This window comes from Galactobacter valiniphilus (assembly GCF_003575975.1).
In the GTDB taxonomy this organism is placed as follows: domain Bacteria; phylum Actinomycetota; class Actinomycetes; order Actinomycetales; family Micrococcaceae; genus Galactobacter; species Galactobacter valiniphilus.
This window is the reverse complement of sequence record NZ_QQXK01000024.1, coordinates 1-18,412: the sequence shown is the minus strand read 5'-3', so window position 1 is coordinate 18,412 and position 18,412 is coordinate 1. Positions and strand designations below refer to the sequence as shown.

Annotated in this window: 18 protein-coding genes and 1 pseudogene; 12 read left to right on the top strand and 7 right to left on the bottom strand. The window is 65.3% G+C overall.

Annotated features, from left to right (window positions below; translation table 11 throughout):
* Positions 1-123: 123 nt before the first annotated feature.
* The 5 genes from DWB68_RS11690 to DWB68_RS11670 all read left to right on the top strand — a co-directional run bounded on the left by DWB68_RS11690 (position 124) and on the right by DWB68_RS11670 (position 4,520).
* Complete coding sequence (locus DWB68_RS11690) at positions 124-1,395, top strand: CAP domain-containing protein (protein WP_147391665.1); 1,272 nt, start codon at positions 124-126, stop codon at positions 1,393-1,395.
* A gap of 381 nt (positions 1,396-1,776) precedes the next feature.
* The gene (locus DWB68_RS11685; protein ID WP_119425305.1) at positions 1,777-3,009 is read left to right on the top strand and encodes a hypothetical protein; all 1,233 of its coding nucleotides are present in this window, start codon (positions 1,777-1,779) and stop codon (positions 3,007-3,009) included.
* Positions 3,010-3,279: 270 nt separating this feature from the next.
* Complete coding sequence (locus tag DWB68_RS11680) at positions 3,280-4,002, top strand: hypothetical protein (protein ID WP_119425304.1); 723 nt, start codon at positions 3,280-3,282, stop codon at positions 4,000-4,002.
* Positions 4,003-4,020: 18 nt separating this feature from the next.
* Positions 4,021-4,230, top strand: a complete 210-nt coding sequence (locus DWB68_RS11675) for a hypothetical protein (RefSeq protein WP_119425303.1) — start codon at positions 4,021-4,023, stop codon at positions 4,228-4,230.
* A 2-nt stretch (positions 4,231-4,232) separates the two neighbouring features.
* A complete protein-coding gene (locus DWB68_RS11670) occupies positions 4,233-4,520 on the top strand; it encodes a hypothetical protein (RefSeq protein WP_119425302.1) in 288 nt (95 codons plus the stop codon).
* Between the two features lie 66 nt (positions 4,521-4,586).
* Here the strand turns inward: DWB68_RS11670 and DWB68_RS11665 are convergent, their stop codons facing one another.
* Complete coding sequence (locus DWB68_RS11665; RefSeq protein WP_119425301.1) at positions 4,587-5,459, bottom strand: hypothetical protein; 873 nt, start codon at positions 5,457-5,459, stop codon at positions 4,587-4,589.
* A 201-nt stretch (positions 5,460-5,660) separates the two neighbouring features.
* Positions 5,661-6,050 (bottom strand): protein NO VEIN domain-containing protein, encoded by a 390-nt coding sequence (locus tag DWB68_RS11660; protein ID WP_119425300.1) that lies wholly within the window; start codon positions 6,048-6,050, stop codon positions 5,661-5,663.
* Positions 6,051-6,173: 123 nt separating this feature from the next.
* Between DWB68_RS11660 and DWB68_RS16805 the strand changes: the two are divergent.
* Positions 6,174-6,836: pseudogene (locus DWB68_RS16805) on the top strand (DUF6308 family protein).
* Positions 6,833-8,488 (top strand): nuclease-related domain-containing DEAD/DEAH box helicase, encoded by a 1,656-nt coding sequence (locus DWB68_RS11645; protein ID WP_119425297.1) that lies wholly within the window; start codon positions 6,833-6,835, stop codon positions 8,486-8,488. The pseudogene DWB68_RS16805 and the gene DWB68_RS11645 overlap by 4 nt, the downstream one beginning before the upstream one ends.
* Before the next feature lie 125 nt (positions 8,489-8,613).
* Here DWB68_RS11645 and DWB68_RS11640 read toward each other — a convergent pair whose 3' ends face one another.
* The 3 genes from DWB68_RS11640 to DWB68_RS11630 form a co-directional block, all read right to left on the bottom strand.
* Positions 8,614-9,201, bottom strand: a complete 588-nt coding sequence (locus DWB68_RS11640; protein WP_119425296.1) for a PIN domain-containing protein — start codon at positions 9,199-9,201, stop codon at positions 8,614-8,616.
* A 5-nt stretch (positions 9,202-9,206) separates the two neighbouring features.
* Positions 9,207-9,704: a helix-turn-helix domain-containing protein gene (locus DWB68_RS11635; protein ID WP_119425337.1), complete on the bottom strand. Its 498-nt coding sequence runs from the start codon at positions 9,702-9,704 to the stop codon at positions 9,207-9,209.
* A gap of 226 nt (positions 9,705-9,930) precedes the next feature.
* Positions 9,931-10,533: a DUF4352 domain-containing protein gene (locus tag DWB68_RS11630; protein ID WP_147391663.1), complete on the bottom strand. Its 603-nt coding sequence runs from the start codon at positions 10,531-10,533 to the stop codon at positions 9,931-9,933.
* Between the two features lie 804 nt (positions 10,534-11,337).
* On the opposite strand from DWB68_RS11630, the gene DWB68_RS11625 reads away from it, so the two are divergent.
* From DWB68_RS11625 to DWB68_RS11605, 5 genes are all read left to right on the top strand, one after another.
* Complete coding sequence (locus DWB68_RS11625; protein WP_147391662.1) at positions 11,338-11,778, top strand: hypothetical protein; 441 nt, start codon at positions 11,338-11,340, stop codon at positions 11,776-11,778.
* A 142-nt stretch (positions 11,779-11,920) separates the two neighbouring features.
* Positions 11,921-13,015, top strand: a complete 1,095-nt coding sequence (locus tag DWB68_RS11620; RefSeq protein ID WP_119425293.1) for a DUF3320 domain-containing protein — start codon at positions 11,921-11,923, stop codon at positions 13,013-13,015.
* A 778-nt stretch (positions 13,016-13,793) separates the two neighbouring features.
* A complete protein-coding gene (locus tag DWB68_RS11615) occupies positions 13,794-14,222 on the top strand; it encodes a hypothetical protein (protein ID WP_119425292.1) in 429 nt (142 codons plus the stop codon).
* 41 nt (positions 14,223-14,263) lie between these two features.
* Positions 14,264-14,671, top strand: coding sequence for a (deoxy)nucleoside triphosphate pyrophosphohydrolase (locus DWB68_RS11610; RefSeq protein ID WP_119425291.1), 408 nt, complete (start codon positions 14,264-14,266; stop codon positions 14,669-14,671).
* Complete coding sequence (locus DWB68_RS11605; RefSeq protein WP_119425290.1) at positions 14,661-17,630, top strand: DUF3427 domain-containing protein; 2,970 nt, start codon at positions 14,661-14,663, stop codon at positions 17,628-17,630. Before DWB68_RS11610 ends, DWB68_RS11605 begins: the two co-directional genes overlap by 11 nt.
* A gap of 53 nt (positions 17,631-17,683) precedes the next feature.
* Here the strand turns inward: DWB68_RS11605 and DWB68_RS11600 are convergent, their stop codons facing one another.
* Complete coding sequence (locus tag DWB68_RS11600) at positions 17,684-18,004, bottom strand: hypothetical protein (RefSeq protein ID WP_119425289.1); 321 nt, start codon at positions 18,002-18,004, stop codon at positions 17,684-17,686.
* A gap of 84 nt (positions 18,005-18,088) precedes the next feature.
* A partial coding sequence (locus DWB68_RS11595) for a transposase (RefSeq protein ID WP_147391661.1) occupies positions 18,089-18,412 on the bottom strand: 324 nt, incomplete at its 5' end.

Sequence of the window (18,412 nt, the reverse complement as noted above, 5' to 3'; positions counted from 1 at the left end):
GCTCGTGTAGCCCCGACGAACACTGTAAGTCAAGGCAATTCAAACAATCAGACTCACGCAATCATTTGTAGGACGTTTAACCCCTTTTCACGTGAAACCCTGGCAAGATATGACAGCGTCAGCATGAGTCATCACTCCCAGGAGACCTCCGTGCGCCCTCGCCCTGCCGCCCCCTCTGCGCGCCGATGGGGCGCGCTCCTCACGGCCCTCGCGCTCAGCCTCGGCGTGGGCCTCGCAGGCCCCGGCCACGGGGTAGCCCAGGCAAGCCCCGCCCCGGCGAGCGGGGCACCCGCCGCACCGGCCGCCGTCGTGCAATCCTCGGTGCAGGCGGCCGCGGCCGCGCGCAAGCTGGACGCCGCGGTCTCGGGGCAGGGTGTTGCGGCGATCCAGCTCTTCGAAAAGCGGCTGAACGCGCTGCGCAAGAGCAAGGGCCTCAAGCCGCTGCGCTTCAATCTGTACGCCACGCAGGATGCCTACAACTGGGCCAAAAAGATGGCGGCCACGAACACCTTCCGCCACACCCAAAGCGCGGCCGAGCGCCCCAGCATGCAGCGCTTCACCGGCAGCTGGCAGGTGTGGGGCGAGAACATCGCCGCGCGCTCCACGGTGGACGTGAGCGGGATCTTTGATCAGTGGGTTGCCTCGCCCGCGCACCTCGCGAACATGCTGGCGAGCGACTACGACACCTACGGCGTCGGTTTCTACACCAAGCGCAGCGGCGACAAGGGCACGTGGGCCATGTATGCCACCACGGTGTTCTACAAGACGAAGGCGGGCAAGAGCCTCGTCGGCAGCTACAGCGGGGTGGACGCGTACGTCGCCGCCCAGCCGCTCGTGGTGAGTTCGTCGACCATGAAGAGCGTGGCGGGCGGCTCCGTGAGCATCGCCGGCACGGCCAAGGTCGGCGCCACGCTCAAGGCCTCGGTGAGGGCGTTCTCGACGCCGTCGGTGAAGCTCTCCTACCGCTGGTACCGCAGCGGCAAGGCGATCTCCGGCGCCACGCGCAGCAGCTACAAGCTCACCGCCGCGGACAAGGGGCGCGCCATCACCGTGAAGGTGACGGGTTCGCGCACCGGGTACGCGGCGCGGACCGTGACCTCGAAGGCGACGGCGGCCGTGAAGGCCGGGACGCTCGGCGCCAAGGCGGTCACGATCAGCGGGACGAGTCGCGTGGGTAAGACCCTCAGGGCGACCACCTCGAGCTGGTCGCCGGGCGGGGTGAAGGCCACCTACCGCTGGTATCGCAGTGGCCGCGCCGCCGCGGTGGGCTCGGGCAACGCGTACAAGCTGAAGGCCGCAGATCGCGGGAAGACGTTGCGCGTGAAGATCACTGGAAGCAAGGCCGGCTACGCGTCAAAGGCGGTGGCCTCGAAGGTCACGGCGCGCGTGCGCTGACCCTCCTTTTTCATTTCACGGCACGACGGCGTTCGGGCGGCTTGCGCCGCCCGGGCGCCGTTGTGCCGCGTCCGGGGAGCGGGATGTCGGTGTCGGATGCTGAGATGCGGCCTGTGTGGTCGATCACTGGTCGTTGACGCGTCAATAAACGTCCTACCTCCCGCTGACGGTGTGAGGTTCTTGCGGGTGCGCGGACGTCGTTTATTGCACATGACATCCAAAATGCCATTCCGTATATAGATTGTGCGTGGGGTCACATTGAATTTCTGGTGACGGGTCCGGATTCTCAGTAGGTATTACCCGTACTCAAGAGTCACTACTGAGTCAGTTCAGTGGATGTGTCAGTAGCGACTCGCACCCGACAGGATGTGCATTTCGTTGTTGACTCGACGCTGGCTTGGAGCCATCGCCGCCCTCGGCACTGCCCTCGCGCTGTCCATCGCCGGACTCGTTGGCGCCCAGAGCGCCCAGGCCGCCAGCCATACCATTCAGGCCACGTGGAAGTTCGTAGGCGAGTGTGTGGCCGGCAGTGCCGGCTCCATCGTTAACGTGACCCCGCGCGGCAACATCAGCGTCCAGGTGGTGCAGAAGGGTGGCAACAACGGCCACCTCATCTACACGTGGAGCGGCGAGCTGAACTACCTGGACATCATCCAGATCCAGTGGGTCGGCGATGCCCCCTCGCACAAGCCCGCCAAGGACTGCCGCCTCGTGCCGGCCCAGGGCTCGCTGCTCGTTGATGGTGAGCCGGTGCTCTACTTCAACAACGCCGTCTCCCCGGGTGGCGCGACGGGCGACATGTCCGGTCGCTTCGGTGGTGCCGTGGTGACGCCCACCCTCACGACGACGGCGCCGACGTCGACGGAGCCGACGGTGGATCCGACCACGGAGCCGACGGTTGACCCGACTTCGACGGAGCCGACGGTTGATCCGACCTCGACGGAGCCGACGGTTGATCCGACCTCGACGGAGCCGACGGTTGATCCGACCTCGACGGAGCCGTCCATGAAGGAGCCCACGGTGGAGCCGTCCACGACGGAGCCCACGGTGGAGCCGTCCACGACGGAGCCCACGGTGGACCCGACCACGACCGAGCCGACCGTTGATCCGACGTCGACTGAGCCGACGGTTGATCCGACGTCGACGGAGCCCACGGTCGATCCGACCTCAACTGAGCCGTCTACGACGGAGCTCACAGTCGCCCCGACCACCACGGCCCCCACCTCCACGGAGCCCACGGGCGTCGTCGACCCGACGAGCACCACGGCCCCGCCAGAGACTCCGGGCTCGAGTGCCCCGAGCTCCTCGGGCGAGGTCATTCCTCCGACCTCCACCACCGCGACCGGCGGCATCGTCGAGCCCACCCGCGAGACGACCCCGGGAGACAACATCGACGTGGGTGGCGTGTCCGTCAGCCGCGGCCCGAACGGCACGGTGGGCGTGGCCCTGCCGACGCGCGAGGTCGCCCCGGCGGACGTCGCCGAGGCCGCGCAGGGCGAGGGCCTGGCCAAGACGGGCGCGAGCTCCACGCTTGGTGTGATCGCCGCGACGGCCGCCGTGGCCGCCGGCGTGGGTGCCGTCCTGCTACTCATGGTGCGCCGCCGCCGCGCCTGAGCCTGATTGACCCACCGTCGTGACTGCGCGGTGACCTGGCAACCCCCTCGAAAGGGCCGGGATCCACTCTGGATCCCGGCCCTTCCCGCGCCCGCGCGACAGAAGACCAAAGGGCGAATGAAGACATCTTTTGTGACGACCGTGATTTTGTGCATCGTATGGATGGCAACCGCCCGGTACGGCATGTCTTACACCGTTTCGAATCCACACACTGTGTGAACTCCGCACGCCCACCCCCGGCGCCCACCCCCCGTTCCCACAGGAGCTGTCATGGATTCTTCACGCCTCAGCGTGCGCCGTCACGGCCCGCGCCCCGCGGTTCGCACCCTCAAGCTCGCCACGGCCGCCGCGCTCGGCCTGGGCCTGGCCGCGGGAGTCCTCGGGTCCTCCCTCCCGGCCCAAGCGCAAGGCGCGGCGCCCGCCCAGGCGGCACACGCCGTCGTGCACCGGGCGGCCGTCACGGCCGCCACCGAGGCCATGCCCTTCCGCTGGGACAAGGGCGCCCAGGTGAAGGCGACCGTCGTGACCGCGGCGCAGGCCAAGGTGCTCAAGGGCACCGCCCTTTCCGGGTATCAGGCCAGCGCCAGGGAGTGGGCATCGACGCAGCGGGTCCTGCCGGACGGTCGGGTCGTCGGGGTCACCGGCGGCACCGTGAAGGTGCAGGAGCGCGGCGGCTCGGTGCGCAACTACTACTCCGGCACGCTCAAGGGGGAAATCACGTACATCTCCGTGCAAGGGTCAACGTTCTTCGCCATCGGCATGGTGAAGGGCGGCGTCAACCTGTACGTGCTGAAGGGAACGGGGACCAAGCCCTCGGTGAAGACGTTCCTGCCCACCGAGAATCAGTGGGCCAACCCCGTGCTGGTCGGCGGCAAGGTCTACTACGACCGCTACCTCCTCAAGAATCACGCGGTGATCGGTGCCGAGGTGGTTTCCGTTCCGCTGTACGGCTCCAAGGCCACGGTGCTCGTGAAGAACGCGCGTGACGTGTAGCTGCTGAACGGCACGCTGGTGTATTCGGCGCTGCGGTCCGTCAAGGAGCACTGGTACGGCGGCGAGCTCACGGCGCTCAAGCGGCTCAGCGACGGCAAGGTGCTGCTGTCCTACACGCAGAAGACCTGGCCGTGGGCCAAGTGGATCGACGACACGGTCGCTTCGCTCAGCACGAGCCCCAACGCGTCGATCGCGATCGCTGACAACGTGGCGGCAACGGCCAGCTGATCATGGATCTGAAGAACCGCAAGGCGTGGCTCGTGCAGCCGCCCACGGGCACGTACGCCGCGGCGGGCATGGTCAGCGGGAGCCGCGTGACGTGGACGTGGAGCCGGCCCTTCAATCACGGCGACCCCGGCTACAAGGTGGTCCCGGTGTTCGACGCTGCGACCGGCAAGTACACGATCTACACGAGCAACAGCAGGGCCTGGCTCTCGGACATCAACGGCAAGGCGCTGTTCTACGAGACCATCACCACGGCGAACACCACGAGCTATGCCTCGGGGCTGATCCGGTAGTTCTGTGAGTCAATGCACCACGGCGGTGGGCCGGGGCGTGAGTCCCGGCCCACCTTCTTGTGGTGCTCACTTGCCGAAGTTTTCGGCGACGCGCTCGTCGAGGCTGCGGAAGTTCGTGTTGGCGTTCTCCACGGGGAAGCGCCAGCCGCCTATGCCCTCCTTGAAGGTGTGCTGCAGGATGCCGGAGGTGGACGGGACGTCGAAGACGAGGGTGCCGCTGGCGATCCAGCCGGGTTTGGCGGTGCCTCCCCAGGACTCGGACGTCTTCCCGGAGCAGCTCAGGGCCGCCCGCGTGACGAGGTTGCCCATCCACGGGGTGCCGTCCTCATCGAGGAACCTCCAGGTGTGGGCCGTGACGTCAAGGGTGGGGCCGGTCGCGCGATCGGCCTTGGAGTTGCCGAGGAAGTAGAAGACGCGCACAAAGTGGCCGTTTTCGGGTTCCGGGGCGTCGGTGCCCGGGCACTTGTAGTCGACGTCCATGCGCTCGAAGGCGTAGCTCGCGGAGATCGCCCTGGTCTCGCGCGTGACGACGCCGGCGATGAAGGGCACCTTGGAGTCGATGTACTTGTTCTTGTCGTCCGTGTAGAGCAGGCCGTAGGCACGGGACTTCTCGGTGCTCGTTGGGCTCGGGCTGGTTGCCGTGGTGCTTGGCGCTGGGGTGGTGGCCGGGGTGGTGGGTGCCGGCGTTGTTGTGGCGGCCGTGTCCGTTGGAGTCGCTGCGGTGGTCGGCGCCTGGCTGGTCTCCGGGGGAGGGGTGCAGTAGGCCTCGCCCGAGCCGCCGCACGGCTCGGGCCCGCGCTCGGTGAAGGTGACGGCGGGGCCGGGGGTCCTGCCCAGCCCGGGAACGCCGGGGATGCCCTCCTCGGCCGAACAGGCGGCCAGGGCGAGGGCGCAGGCGGCGGTGGCGACCGCGGCGGAGACCCGGAGCGTGCTCTTCATGCGTGTTCCCCCTGGACAGCGTGAATGCTGGTTCGCGGCCCCGGGGCGTCCCGGGACCGCGTGCCCACCATTTCACCAGGGATTGGGGCAAAGCGGTGAGTGTGCGTCTAACGGTGTTTGTGACGCGGCGTTCCTCGGCCTACTCCTAGGGGACGGCCAGCGTTGCGGGGCGTGGTGGCCGGAGCGCGGTAGTCACTTTCTTCAGGACGGATCGCGGCGGGTCACCGCGCCGTTCTCGTCCACCTCGAAGAAGGTCAGACCGAGCAGTGCTTGGACTCGGGCCGGGACGCGGTCGATCTTGGAACGGACGGCCGTGGGGTAACCGAGGGCAAACTCGTCGCTCGGATCCACCATGCGCTCCAGGATCTGACCGTAGAGCGTCTGCACGTCCAGGCCCGAGTTGGAGCCCGTGTTGCCCTTGACCTCGATCAGCAGGCGCCGCCCGTCGCGGTGCGCGAGGATGTCCACGCCCGTGGCCTTGGGGCGGTCCTCGACGGACCAGCCGTCCGCGGCAAGGTGCTCGCGGATGGCCGTCTCGATGGGCGCCTCGCTGCCCCTGCCGACAATGGTGAACTCGTTCTGTTCGGTCAAGTAGCCCCTTCAGTTGAGATGAATGGTGGCAGAGGGCTGCGACACTTAGCCAGCACTAGGCAATTCCCTTTTCTGCGGCCAGGATGGGCGTAACCCTGTCGAACGCCGCGGAAGCGAGACGCAATGCCTGTGAAGTTGCCTGACGAGTTTGAAGAATTCCTGCTGAACCTGGATACGGCGGAAGGGAAGGCTTGGCACCTCGGCAACTTGCGGACCTACATGGCTGGGGGTGGCTACACGGGTGCCGCCTTCCAAACTCTGACCATTGAGGGTAATGGGCCAGATCATGTGGATGTGAGCGACCTTGCCGCGCTGTGGACTCTGTCGGTGCCACTGGCATGGGAACAATCGAAGGCGCTTCTCGTCACTCACGCCACGGAGCTGTCTATGTTGCTGGCCAAGCTTCCTGACAGGCCATTGGCTTCCTTGTAGGAGGACGAGGTGGATGAACTGCACTCGAAGGATGCGCCAGCGATGCGCTTGTGGAAGCTCATCCACGGAGTGGACGGAATCGGTGTGGTGATGACGTCAAAGCTGATGGCGCGCAAGCGTCCGCAGCTCATTCCGATCTACGACTCGTTCGTGAAGTCGGTGTTGGGTCTCAAATCGGATGCCGCGCAGTGGCGCGAGTTTCACGAGGCGCTTTCACGGAATGAGCGAAAGGTTGAAAGAACACTCCTCGATCTCGGGCGCGAGGCCGGACACCCGGATCTGAGCGCCTTGCGCGTGTTCGACATTCTGGTGTGGATGGAGAAGCGAGTTGGCGAGGATTCGGGAAAGCAGTGACCGCCACCAGCATCCCCGAGGCCCCGGAATTCGCCACGCAGTCGGAGCGCACCGTCTGGGAAGCGCTCGTTGAGCAGCTCCCCGACGAGGCCACGGTGCTCGTGGGCCAGCGCATTACCGATCACGCCCGCGAAGTGGAGATCGACCTCCTCGTGTTCTGGCCGGAGGTTGGCGTGGTCGCGCTCGAGGTCAAGGGCGGCACCGTCTCGGTGCAGGACGGCGAGTGGTTCCAGTCCGACGGCTCGGGCCGCCGAGCCCTCGCAAAGTCGCCCATCGAGCAGGTCCGCCAGGCCAAGCACGAGCTCTCCGAGTTCCTGAAGTCGCGGGTGTCCTTTGGCCTGGGACGGATCACGCACGTCGTCGTGCTTCCCTATACCCAGGCGCCGCCCAAGTGGGCGGTGCCTGACGCGCCCCGGCACCTGGTGGCCTTCGCGCAGGATGTGGAGCACCTGGCCGGCTTCCTGGCCGAGGCCCTGCGCAAGCAGGGCGCGAGCGCGTCCGTGCTGACTGAGAAGCAGACGGCGGTGGTGCTGAAGACGCTGCGCGCCACGCACAAGGCCGTGGAGAACGCGCAGCTGCGTTCGCAGGAGATCACCGACGCGGGCAATCAGCTCACGCGCGAGCAGGAGAAGGTGCTCGCGCTGCTGCGCTTCCAGCACCGGGCGCAGCTGATTGGCGGGGCGGGCAGCGGCAAGACACACCTGGCGCTCATGAAGGCGCGCGATCAGGTGCGCGCCGGCAAGCGCGTGGCGCTCGTCTGCTATTCGCGCGGCCTGGCCCGGCACTTCGAGCTCACCGTGGCCGGGTGGCCGCCGGAGGAACGCCCGCAGTTCGTGGGGCTCTTCCACGATCTGCCCGTGCTGCTGGGAGCCGAGGCTGAGCCGGAAGGGACGCGCGAGGAGATCGCGCAGTACTACGACGAGGTGCTCCCGCGGCGCCTGGCCGAGCTGGCCGCCGAGCTGCCGGATGAGCACCGCTTCGAGGCGATCGTGGTGGACGAGGCGCAGGACTTCGCCGATTCGTGGTGGGAGGGCCTGACCCTCTGCCTGCTCGGCGGCGAGGACGGCGAGCTGTTCGTGTTCGCCGACGCGCATCAGAAGGTGTTCGACCGCGAGGGGTCCTCGCCCATCACGCTGAGCCCGTTCCCGCTGGATGACAATCTGCGCAACACGGCGACGATCGCGGAGTGCTTCGCGCCGCTCACGCCGGTGGAGCAGATCGCGCGCATGGACGCGGGCGTCCCGGTGCGCTTTGTGCCGGTGGCGGCGGGCGCCTCCGTGACGGAGGCGGCGGATGATCAGGTGGAGGCAATGCTCGACGCCGGGTGGTCACCTGGGGACGTCGCCCTCCTGACCACGGGGCGGCGCCACGGCGAGCAGATCGCGCAGGTGGACGCCGTGGGCCCGGCCGGGTACTGGGACGCGTTCTTTGCCGGCGACGAGGTGTTCTACGGGCACGTGCTGGGGTTCAAGGGCCTCGAGCGACCCGTGGTGGTGCTGGCGCTGAACGACGACCCGGACAACGCTCTGGCGACCCAGAAGTTGTACGTGGGGCTGTCGAGGGCGCGCAGCGAGCTGGTGGTCGTGGGGAACCCGCAGGACCTGCTGGAGATCGGCGGCGAGGACGTGTTCCGGAGGGTGACCGGCGCGTGAGACGAACGGGAATCCGCCGCGTGCACGAATGGGCGGCGGTCGATGCAGCTTCGAGGCTCGCAACGGTGAACAGGGGGCAGTCGCTCTCTGCCGCCGGGACCGGCCACCGTGGCGGCCATGCTTCGCTACGCTGATTGCGTGTCGGCGTCGTCTCCGGTGAGAGCGTCGACGGCTGCCGCGAACTTCGGTGCGCCGCTCCGCCTCAGGCGCGAGAGAAGCTCATCCAACTCGACCGGCGGGTGCCGCATGGCTTCTGCCTGCGCACGGACGACCGCTAGCGTGGATGCTTCGCTCAGCCCCAACTGGTTGAGGAGGAAGTCGTCCACGGTCACCGCCTCCAGTCCCAGCGGACCGAGCACCGTGGAGGGGAAGTCCTTCACGTTGGCTGTGACGATGGCGTCGGCTCTGCCAAGCAGTGCCGCAGCAACGACGTGACGATCATCCTGGTCGGGAAGCTCCAACGCGCCGACGAGGGGTTCCCAGCCTGAGACCAGCGCATCGTCGAAAGCGTGGTTCATCGAGTTGAAGCGGCTCTGGAAACGGCTCGGGTCGACTCCGGGGTGGATGCGCACGAGGGCCCGCATGGCCTCATCGAGGACACGCGCCGACCACAGCGGGCGGAACGCCCCGGCATCAGCCATCCGCAGCAACGTGTCACAGGGTGCCAAGGGCACGATGGTGCAGGCGTCCAAGAACGCCGCGTAGCGGGCCATCGCGTTCAGCCCTTGCGGGCGGCGCGCAGCGCGGATTGATAGTCCGCAGCATCTACGTCGTAGAGGCCGTCCTCGAAGGCCTGCCGGGTCATCTCGTTGAGCCGGCTACCGCGATCTTGTCTCTTTCGCTCTCGATAGGCGAGCACGTCGCTCAACCTGAGCCGGCGATGCCTGGACGCTCCGAGCCGCTCGAAGGCAAGCTCGTGTTCGTCAAGCAGCCTGATCAGGGTGTTTCGGCTGATGCCGAGGAGCTCGGCCGCCTGCTGGGTCGTGAGCTGCCGGTCGAGTGGTTGAACACTGACAGAAGAGCCCCGCTCCATGGCTGTGGCGACCTGCCTGAGCACCTCATAGACCGCCAAGGGCAGGGAAACCTGCTCGCCGTCGGGGCCGAGCAGGAGCGCGGGCGAGTCGTGGCTCTCAAGGAACTTTGAAAGGTTCAACAACTCTTTGAGGTCCTGGGGCGCGTCGATGACCTTCGGGGTGATGGTGTTCGTCGTGGCCATGAATCCATGATCGCCCAAAACGCCCAAAACGTCCATATCATCCAAGGGTCGGTCTCGTTGTCGAGCCAGCTACGGCCCCGGCGTCGAGCTCGTGATTCCTCGAGGCGGCCCCGCCGTAGGACGTGGCGGACCTCTGGCTTGACTGCCCGGTGTGTTGGCGGCGGTGAACTGAAGCAAGGGCGGGGCGGATCGACATGATCCGCCCCGCCCTTGGTGATTGGCACACTCAGAACGTGAACATCTGGGTGTCGTGATCGAAGTCCGGAGTGACGTCGACGGCCAGATCGTTGTAGTCCTCAACGGAGAACGCGATCTTCCACTTCACGCTCTTGCCCGCGCGAAGCTGGGTCTGGGGGTACTCGCCCACGCCGCTGGCGCTGTCAAAGATCTGGGACGCCTCGCCGTCGCCGGACTGTGCAGCCAAGTGGAACGAGGTGGGATCGAACTTCTCGGCGGTGCCGTTCGTCAGGGTGACGTCCAGGACCACGTGCTTCTTGCCTTCCACGCCAGCGGCGTATTCGTTCGGAGTGAACTTGCGCGGCTTGGAGAGCACAACGGAGATCCCGTCCTGCCATGACGCAGTCTGGCCGAAGACGACGTCCTCGCTCTGCGCCGGGGATGCGGTCTCAGAGCTGGGCTCTGCTACGGACGAGGAACTGGCCGGCGGCTCGGCTTCCAGGGACTGCTCGGTGGGGGTCGGGGACGACACCACGGCGGGCGGTGCGCTGGAGTCGGCGGGCTCGACGGTGCTGCACGCGGTCACCGTGAGCGCAAGCGCGGCAACCATGGCCGCAGGAATAAACTTGTTCATGGCAAGAAAGAATGCCATTAACTCTCCGAAACGAAAAGCGAACATCAGTTCGATGGATCCGCCGTGGGGTGACAAATGAGGTTCTCTTGCGCAGCGGAGACGGCAGAACGCGGGGTCATCCCCCGGAAAAATAAACTAAGAAAAACCGCCCAGGTGACCCGGCTGGACCAAAGTGTCAGACCCCTCCATGATGGTTGTCATCACCTGGCGGACAGCACCCGCCGGAGGCCATGTCCCCGAGGAAAGGAACGTCGATTCACCCCCAGCACCGCACCGCGGGCCGCTCGTTTGAGCCGGCCCGGCAGCTGAACCGAGCGGGCGCCACGCCGCGCTCGGTTGTTTTCCCGAAGGCGGCCCTGCGCGCCTTCGGTCGCAAAGCGATAGCCGCCTCGAACGAGGCATCGGTGCGAGTGATGGTTGAAACGACCGTCCTCCCTCCCGCCGCCCGTGCCGTGCACGGACCGGCGCCCCACCCCGCCAGCGGCGCACACGCCGCCAGAGCGGGCGACTTAGCCCAGATCGCCCTCCCGCGCACGGCCGCATAGCCGTCGCCCGGGAGAGTGCCCCTGGGCACCCAGCGCCGAACGCTGATGCCGGCGCGTCCCCACCCGGAATGACCCCGGGCGGCTCCGCCGTCCCTGCCTCACCGCCTCGCGCCCACGAAGGGCCGTAGCCGGTGCGCCGGGACGGCGGCACCTCACCTCACCCACGCCTCACCCGCGGCTTCAAACAGGAAGCCAAGCGGGCGACGTCGTGCACCCTCATGCGCCCCACTCGCACCGTGAAGCGGCGCTTGCTTCCCACGCTTTCCCAGGAGGATCCATGTCTTGCCCTGCCCACCACGTGCTGAAGTCCCAGCCCCTGGACGTCGAGTCGACGTCGCCCGCCGAGCTGCTCGCCGAGCTCATCCCGCTGCACGCTTCGGTTACGGGGGAGCTGGCCGCTCACCTGCGTCACGAGTTCGCCGTGGACGTGGCCGAGGAGATGCAGTGCCGCTACCTGATGCACGACGCCCACCCGGAGATCGCTTCGGCGATCCAGGCCCAGGCCGGCCGCACCCTGCTCGATGACGAGCTGCTGGCCCTCGCCGGCCCGCGTGACGACGTTCCGTGGGAGGGCCGCTGGGACTGGCCCACGCCGGTCGTGGTCGTGGGGCCGGCGGAGCATCTGTCCGGCAATCTGCACCGCATCGACCCGAGTACGCCGGAGTCGCTCGTGGCTTCGCTGCAGGCCGTTGGACTGCTCGCCTGCGACCGCGACTGACACCCACCTCGTCAGGCTGGGGCTCGCCCGGACCAAAAACACTGTTCTTGTAGACGAAGTATCGACATAAGCGTCGAGTCGCCCGTGGCTATCGGCAGCTTCGCGTTAGTTTCGATGCGTTATTGCTCGTGAAAGGGAAATCATGGAGTTGTCCACAAGGGAGTTGGCAGGGCGCGCTTTGACGTTGCTTGCCAGCCGGCTTGCCCCGATTCTGGACGTTCGGCTGGCACATGTACTGAACGGCCTGGCCTGGACGGAGCTGCTGTCCGAACTCGACCGGCTCAAGGGCAAAGTGCCGGGCCACTACAGCAGGGATGACCCGCACGCGCAGCTCAGGCTGCTGACCGAACGACTGGGACAGCTGGGCTACCCGCTAGATGACCGCAAACGCACCGTGTCGACGCTCGGCAGCGAGTTGCGCATCGTGCGTAATCACCTGGCCCACCCCGAAGACGAGATGGATCTCCTCGATGCCTGGCGTGCAGCCGACTTCGTGGTGCGTCTGCTTGACCACTTCGGAGACGCCGAAGGCGTCGCTGGTGCGACCGAACTGCGCGACAACATCCCGCGGCTCGGTGAGGCGCCCCCAGCGATCAGCGTGGATGTTGATCCAGTTGGGCAGAAAGCTGACGCTGCCGAGGAGACCAAGGCATACGCGCCGCCCGCTGACGAAGAGGTCCTCGAGAATCCGGACGGCGACCGTGCTGGCGTGCTCGGGCGGCACCGGGCAGGGTTCGAGCCGTGGCCGATGGCCCTGCTTGGTGATGTGTCGGTGTTGGACAATCTGAAAGTGCGGAAGCACTCGCAGAGTGTCAGGGCAGCGATCCAGGAAATCGTGGAATTCGAGGGTCCTGTGCTCAAGGATCGAGTCGCAATTCTCGTCTGCAACGCGTTCGGTCTCACACGCGTCGAGAAGAAGCGAAAGAACGCAGTCCTGCGTCAGGTCGAGAACATCGCGGTGCAGCCGGACAACCGTGGTTTCTTGTGGCCTGAGTCGATCGATCGCGCGACGTGGGCCGAATTTAGGCCGCACAGCGGAGGTAAGCCGAGGCCCTTCGCTGAAATCCCCGTCGAAGAACTCGCCAATGCGGCCCGTTTCCTGCGCTCGCGGTATCCGGGACTTGAGCGTGTTGAGCTCGAGTACAAGGTCTTGGGGACCTTTGGATTTCGGAATCGGACCGCCAATGTGAGGACTCGGTTGGCCGAGTGCTGGAAGCTGGTGGATTCTCGCGGCTGAGCGGCTGAGCGGCTGGGAGCGCAGCGAAGAGTGCGAACGTGGCCGCCGGCGGTGTCGGCCGAGGCAGCCGAGTAGGGAAGTAGCTGCGTCGATTGAAGGGAACGAATATGGAGTGTTCTGCGTGGAACTGAGTGACGTGATGTGGGTGGCGACCCTTCTGGTCGTGGTTGGCCTGGCCTTCAGCCTGGGATTCCTCGTGGGGAGCCAATGGGCGCGCCGGCGTCATGAGGGTGAGGAACCTGTCGCGACGCCGTTGATCGAACCAGTGGCCTGTGGAACGGCATGGGAGGACAACGTCGAGGCTCCGGGCCGTGGTGCGGCCGGTGAACCGTCGACGCGTCCGGCCCCGGCGGCGCCGAGTCTTCCGGTCCCGGAGGCGCCGGCGCCGGCGTCGACACCCCGTGAGCCGCCTCGCGACTCTTCTCCGAAGCCGACACCCCCGCGGGCTAAGAGGACCAGACCCGAACGCGGACCCGTCAGGATGAGTGACGACGGCCAGTACGTGTCGGGCCCCCGAGCGACGGAGCGCGTGGGCCTCACCGAGACTGTGCATCGTCCTGCCAAGGCGACTGAAACGTCCCCGGAACGGCCAGGTCACCCCTCGCCCCGTACGGAAACTCTGACGGCCGCTGCGCACCCGAAACCCACTCCTCGCCCCGCTCCGAAGCCGACGCGAAATGCCGAGACTCCAACTCAGGGTCGGTCCGAACCGGCGCCCGCGAGCAAGCCGCAAGCGGCGCGGCCTCAGCCAGAGCCGCAGGTTGCCAAGGCAACCAAGGTGACCCGCACGGCTCCGGATGCCACCATCGTGACGAGAACCGGCCCGAAGAGCGCAGGGGCCCCGCTCAAGGATCCGTACGCGGAAGCCGACCGTGAGTGGACCGCGGCTGAAGACGCCCGCGCTCGGGAACTGGCAGCGGACGGGTTCGAAGTGAAGGCGATCGCCGTTCGCATGAGGATCGACCAGAAGCAGGTGGTTCGCAGGCTTGCGAGGACGGTCTACGGCTACTCGGGAAGAGACATCCTGAAGCCGCTGGGCAACGGCAGCGGACACCGCAAGGGTTACGAGAAGGAAGAACTAGACCTGATGCGCAGCTTCATTGAGTCTGGGGTCGCAATCGAAGATGTGGCAGCGAGGCTCAACCGGTCGGTCGATGGTGTGGTGTGGAGGGCGCTCAACCATCGAATGCTGCCGCCTGGGATCTGACGCTGCCGAGCTCGAGGCCGGGACGCGGGAGAATGGCAAGCATGACCAAACGAATCAATGTTGTGGGCGCCGTGATCCTGGACCGCTCGAACGGCCACATCCTGTGCGCTCAGCGGGGCAAGGGCAGCCTGGCCGGGCTCTGGGAGTTCCCCGGCGGGAAGATCGAAGAAGGGGAATCGCCCCAGGCCGCTCTCGAGCGAGAAATAAATGAAGAATTACTGTGTTCAATTTCTGTCGGTGATTTTATTGTCACTACTGAACATGATTATGACTTTGGAATCGTCATCCTTACCACGTTCTTGTGCACTTTGGAAGAGGGGCAACCTCGCCTGACAGAGCACACGGAGGTGCGTTGGTTGCCCCCCGAGGACATGATGACTCTCGACTGGGCTCCCGCTGACATCCCGGCGGTGATGCTCCTGCAAGAAAGGCAGATGGGTGCCAGCTGACTACTTCGCCGCCGACGACCTCGAGGCTTCGATTCGCGTCGGATTCTTGGACAAGCAGGATTTCGGGCACCGGCATGCTCCAGGCATGCAGCCAAAATTGCTTGACAACAGTGCCGGGCGAGACATGCTCAGCGCGCTTAACCATGAACTGAAGCTGGCGGACCGGTTTGAAATGTCGGTTGCCTTCGTGACCCTGGGCGGACTTCAGCGGCTGCGGGCCGAGCTCACGCGGCTCGGCCGGACCGACGGCGTGCGGGGCACGATTGTCACCTCCGATTACCTTGGATTCAACGACCCAAAGGTGTTCACGGACCTGCTGAACCTACGTGAGTACGGCATCCACACCTACATCTACCGCGGCACGGGTTATCACCCGAAGGGCTATTTGTTCCACCGAGCAGCAGGAGTGACCGCCTTCCTGGGCAGCTCAAACCTGACCCAGAGTGCCTTGAACGGCAACGTTGAGTGGAACTTGCGAGTCTCCGCGCTTCCAGGAAGTGCGCTCGCACAAGAGCTCGAGGACGGCTTCGGCCGGCAACTAGAGCAGTCCGTGCCACTCACGGAAGAGTGGGTCGCCGGATACCGTGAATCGTGGAAGCCGCCTGTTCGAGGGCGCGAGGTCGAGGGCAGTCTTGATTTGGCAATGGATGCTGCGCTTGAGGACGTGCAGCAGTTCGGCTCGTCACCCGGGAATGATGATCCGTCCCGTTCGGTCATCGTCCCCAACACGATGCAGGCCGAGGCGTTGGAGGCCATCGCCAAGTCCCGAGAGAACGAGGCGCCGCGAGCACTGATCATTTCCGCTACCGGTACGGGCAAGACCTACCTGTCGGCGCTGGACGTACGCAATTTTGGTGCTCGACGACTGCTGTTTGTGGCGCACCGGGAGCAGATTCTGAAGAAGTCGATGGTGGCCTACCGCACGGTGTTGGGAGGGACAGCGGATGACTACGGTTTGGTGAGTGGCTCATCCAAGCAGGCCGATCGACGCTACGTCTTTGCTACGGCCCAGAGCTTGCGGCAGCTCACCGCAGCGGGCCTCCTTGCCCAGGACGCCTTTGACTACATCGTCATTGATGAGGCGCACCGCGCCGGAGCGCAATCCTTCAAGGAAATTCTGGACTACTTCAGTCCGCAATTTGTGCTGGGAATGACGGCGACGCCGGATCGCCTTGACGGCGAAGACATTTACGAGCTGTTCAACCGCGAGGTCCCGTACGAAATTCGCCTGGCAGACGCGCTGGAGGCGGAGCTGCTGGCGCCCTTCCATTACTATGGAGTGACTGACTATGTCACCGAGTCTGGCGAGACGGTGTGGGTGGATGCGCCGCTGGGGACGCTGGTGTCGGATGAGCGTGTCGACCACATTCTTCGCGAGGTCTCCAGACGAGTCTCGGCCGCGCTGCCCGTCCGGGGGCTCGTTTTCTGCAGCCGAAATGAAGAAGCTGCAGCAGTTGCCGACCAACTGAATTCTCGGGAGCTCTTCGGCCGCCCGCTTCGTGCGCGATCGTTGTCGGGTTCCGACTCGCAGGCAGTTCGTGAGGCCGCAGTCGAGGAGCTGGAAAACGGTGCGCTTGACTACTTGGTCACGGTGGATATCTTCAACGAAGGTGTCGACATCCCTACAGTGAACCAGGTGGTGATGTTGCGCCAAACGAAGTCGCCCATCGTCTTCCTGCAGCAGTTGGGCCGAGGCCTGCGAAAAGCCGAAGGCAAAGAATCCGTGGTCGTCATCGATTTCATCGGAAACTATTCCAATAACTTCATGATCCCGATCGCCCTGCTCGGGGATAAGTCGCTCAATAAGGACTCGATCCGTCGATCCTTGGCCACTGCGCTCGAGGATGGGGCGTTGCACAAGCTCTCGTCCGTGCACTTCGATGAGATCTCCCGTGCCCGGGTGCTGGACTCGCTGTCGAAGGTGAAACTCGACGGGTTTAGGAACCTCAAGGAACAGTACGAGATTCTGAAGCAGCGTCTCGAAGGGGCTCCGCGACTGATGGATTTTTGGGTAAGGGATGCGCCGGATCCAACCATCGTGGCGTCCGCGCTGGGAAGCTACGCGGCGTTCAAAGCCAAGGTCAACGGCACGACTCCCTTTACACCCCGGCAGTTGGAAGTGCTCGGCAACCTGACCGCCGAAGGTCTGCTTTCCAAGCGCCCCCACGAACTCAAGGTGTTGTGGGAGCTGATCGACGCTGAGGAGGACGTTAGCCGAGACGATCTCATGCGAGTTGTTGCTAGAGTTCGTGCCGATGGAGCCGAGGAATCACTGGAGAGCGTGGCAAGGGTCCTGGGCGGCGATTTCTCGACTCAGCAAGAGCGGACGAAGTACGGACAGCCGATTGTTCGTGTTCACCCGGACGGATCGATGACCCTGACGGAGGAGATTCTCGAATTCCTGGAAGAGGATGAGTTCAGGAACGAAGTCAGCGACATCGTCAGCACCGGCATGCAGGTCGTCGCCGATCGATACGACAGCTCAAGGACCTTCACCCCGGGCCGGCAATATTCCCGTAAGGACGCTGCGCGCCAGCTGAACTGGCCGACGAATCAGACGTCCACGATTTATGGGTACAAGGTGGACCGCGCGACAAACAGCTGTCCCATCTTCATCACGTATCACAAGAGCGACAGCGTCTCGGAGAGCACCGCCTACGGCGACCGCATCGAGGACGCGAAGCATCTGACGTGGTTCAGTCGTTCGAATCGAACGCTTGCAAGCGAAGAGGTGCAGGGGGTGCTCGACCCGTCGATCACCAAGCACATCTTCATCAAGAAGGACGATGCGGACGGATCAGACTTCTACTACGTCGGTACGGCTGAGGCTTCGAATCCCCGTGAACAGACGATGCCGTCGTCGGACGGACAGGGGCACCCCGTAGTGGTGATGGACTTCGAGTTGGAGGCTCCGATTCCTCGAGACGTCCTGACCCATTTCGAACCCGACATGGCGTAACAAGAGGAGTGGCGCGCTGCTGAAGCAGCGCGCCACTCCTCTTTGGTCAGGTCCTACGCGGTGGAGGAACCTCGGCGCAGTCGACCGTACAGATCCATCTCCTTCAGCAGGAATTCCAGGATCACCATGGGGTCCTGCTGCTGGATGAAGTCGGTGATCCGCTTTTCGGTTTCGTCGACCTGCCACTGGGCGTCTTCGATGGCTCGGATGACGCCGGGGGAGTGGACCAGGTCCTCCGCCGGGTTGTTGGCAGCCTGCTGTTGCAGGGCTGGGTCCTTGGAGACCGCTTCCAGGATGTGCTCGAAGCGTTCGGCGGCGTTGGCCACGTCGTCGGGGTCAAGGTCGCCGAAGTACTTGTTGACCTTCTCGATCACCTCGGCCTTGCCCTTGCGTTCGGCCTCGCGGATCTTGGCCAGGCCGGCTTCGGTTATGCGGCTCTTCGGACATCCGGTGGGGGGTCATGGGGTGAGTCCGCCGGCGGCGAGGAGCATGCGGAGCCGGTAGTTGTGCTGGTTGCGGAAGCCGCGGGCGAGGCGGCGGTGAAGCTCGATGATCCCGTTCACGGCCTCAGTTCCGCCGTTCGATGATCGTCCGGTCGTGAAGTAGGCCAGGAACGCAGCCCGGCAGCGGCGGAGGGTGCGGCCAAGGCGGGCGATCTCGGGGGTCGGGCAGGTGTGGAATGTGTCGACGACCTTCTCGGCGATTCGCCGCCCCTCGGCGAGGTCCTTCTGGTGGTAGGCGGAACGCAGTTGCTGGGCGCACTGCCACGCGACGAACACCTC

Excerpts from the sequence above, each read along its gene's own strand:
- DWB68_RS11690 (WP_147391665.1), top strand. The coding sequence starts at position 124 with ATGAGTCATCACTCCCAGGAGACCTCCGTGCGCCCTCGCCCTGCCGCC.
- DWB68_RS11680 (WP_119425304.1), top strand. The coding sequence starts at position 3,280 with ATGGATTCTTCACGCCTCAGCGTGCGCCGTCACGGCCCGCGCCCCGCG.
- DWB68_RS11670 (WP_119425302.1), top strand. The coding sequence starts at position 4,233 with ATGGATCTGAAGAACCGCAAGGCGTGGCTCGTGCAGCCGCCCACGGGC.
- DWB68_RS11665 (WP_119425301.1), bottom strand. The coding sequence starts at position 5,459 with ATGAAGAGCACGCTCCGGGTCTCCGCCGCGGTCGCCACCGCCGCCTGC.
- DWB68_RS11640 (WP_119425296.1), bottom strand. The coding sequence starts at position 9,201 with ATGGCCCGCTACGCGGCGTTCTTGGACGCCTGCACCATCGTGCCCTTG.
- DWB68_RS11635 (WP_119425337.1), bottom strand. The coding sequence starts at position 9,704 with ATGGCCACGACGAACACCATCACCCCGAAGGTCATCGACGCGCCCCAG.
- DWB68_RS11630 (WP_147391663.1), bottom strand. The coding sequence starts at position 10,533 with ATGGCATTCTTTCTTGCCATGAACAAGTTTATTCCTGCGGCCATGGTT.
- DWB68_RS11625 (WP_147391662.1), top strand. The coding sequence starts at position 11,338 with ATGTCTTGCCCTGCCCACCACGTGCTGAAGTCCCAGCCCCTGGACGTC.
- DWB68_RS11620 (WP_119425293.1), top strand. The coding sequence starts at position 11,921 with ATGGAGTTGTCCACAAGGGAGTTGGCAGGGCGCGCTTTGACGTTGCTT.
- DWB68_RS11610 (WP_119425291.1), top strand. The coding sequence starts at position 14,264 with ATGACCAAACGAATCAATGTTGTGGGCGCCGTGATCCTGGACCGCTCG.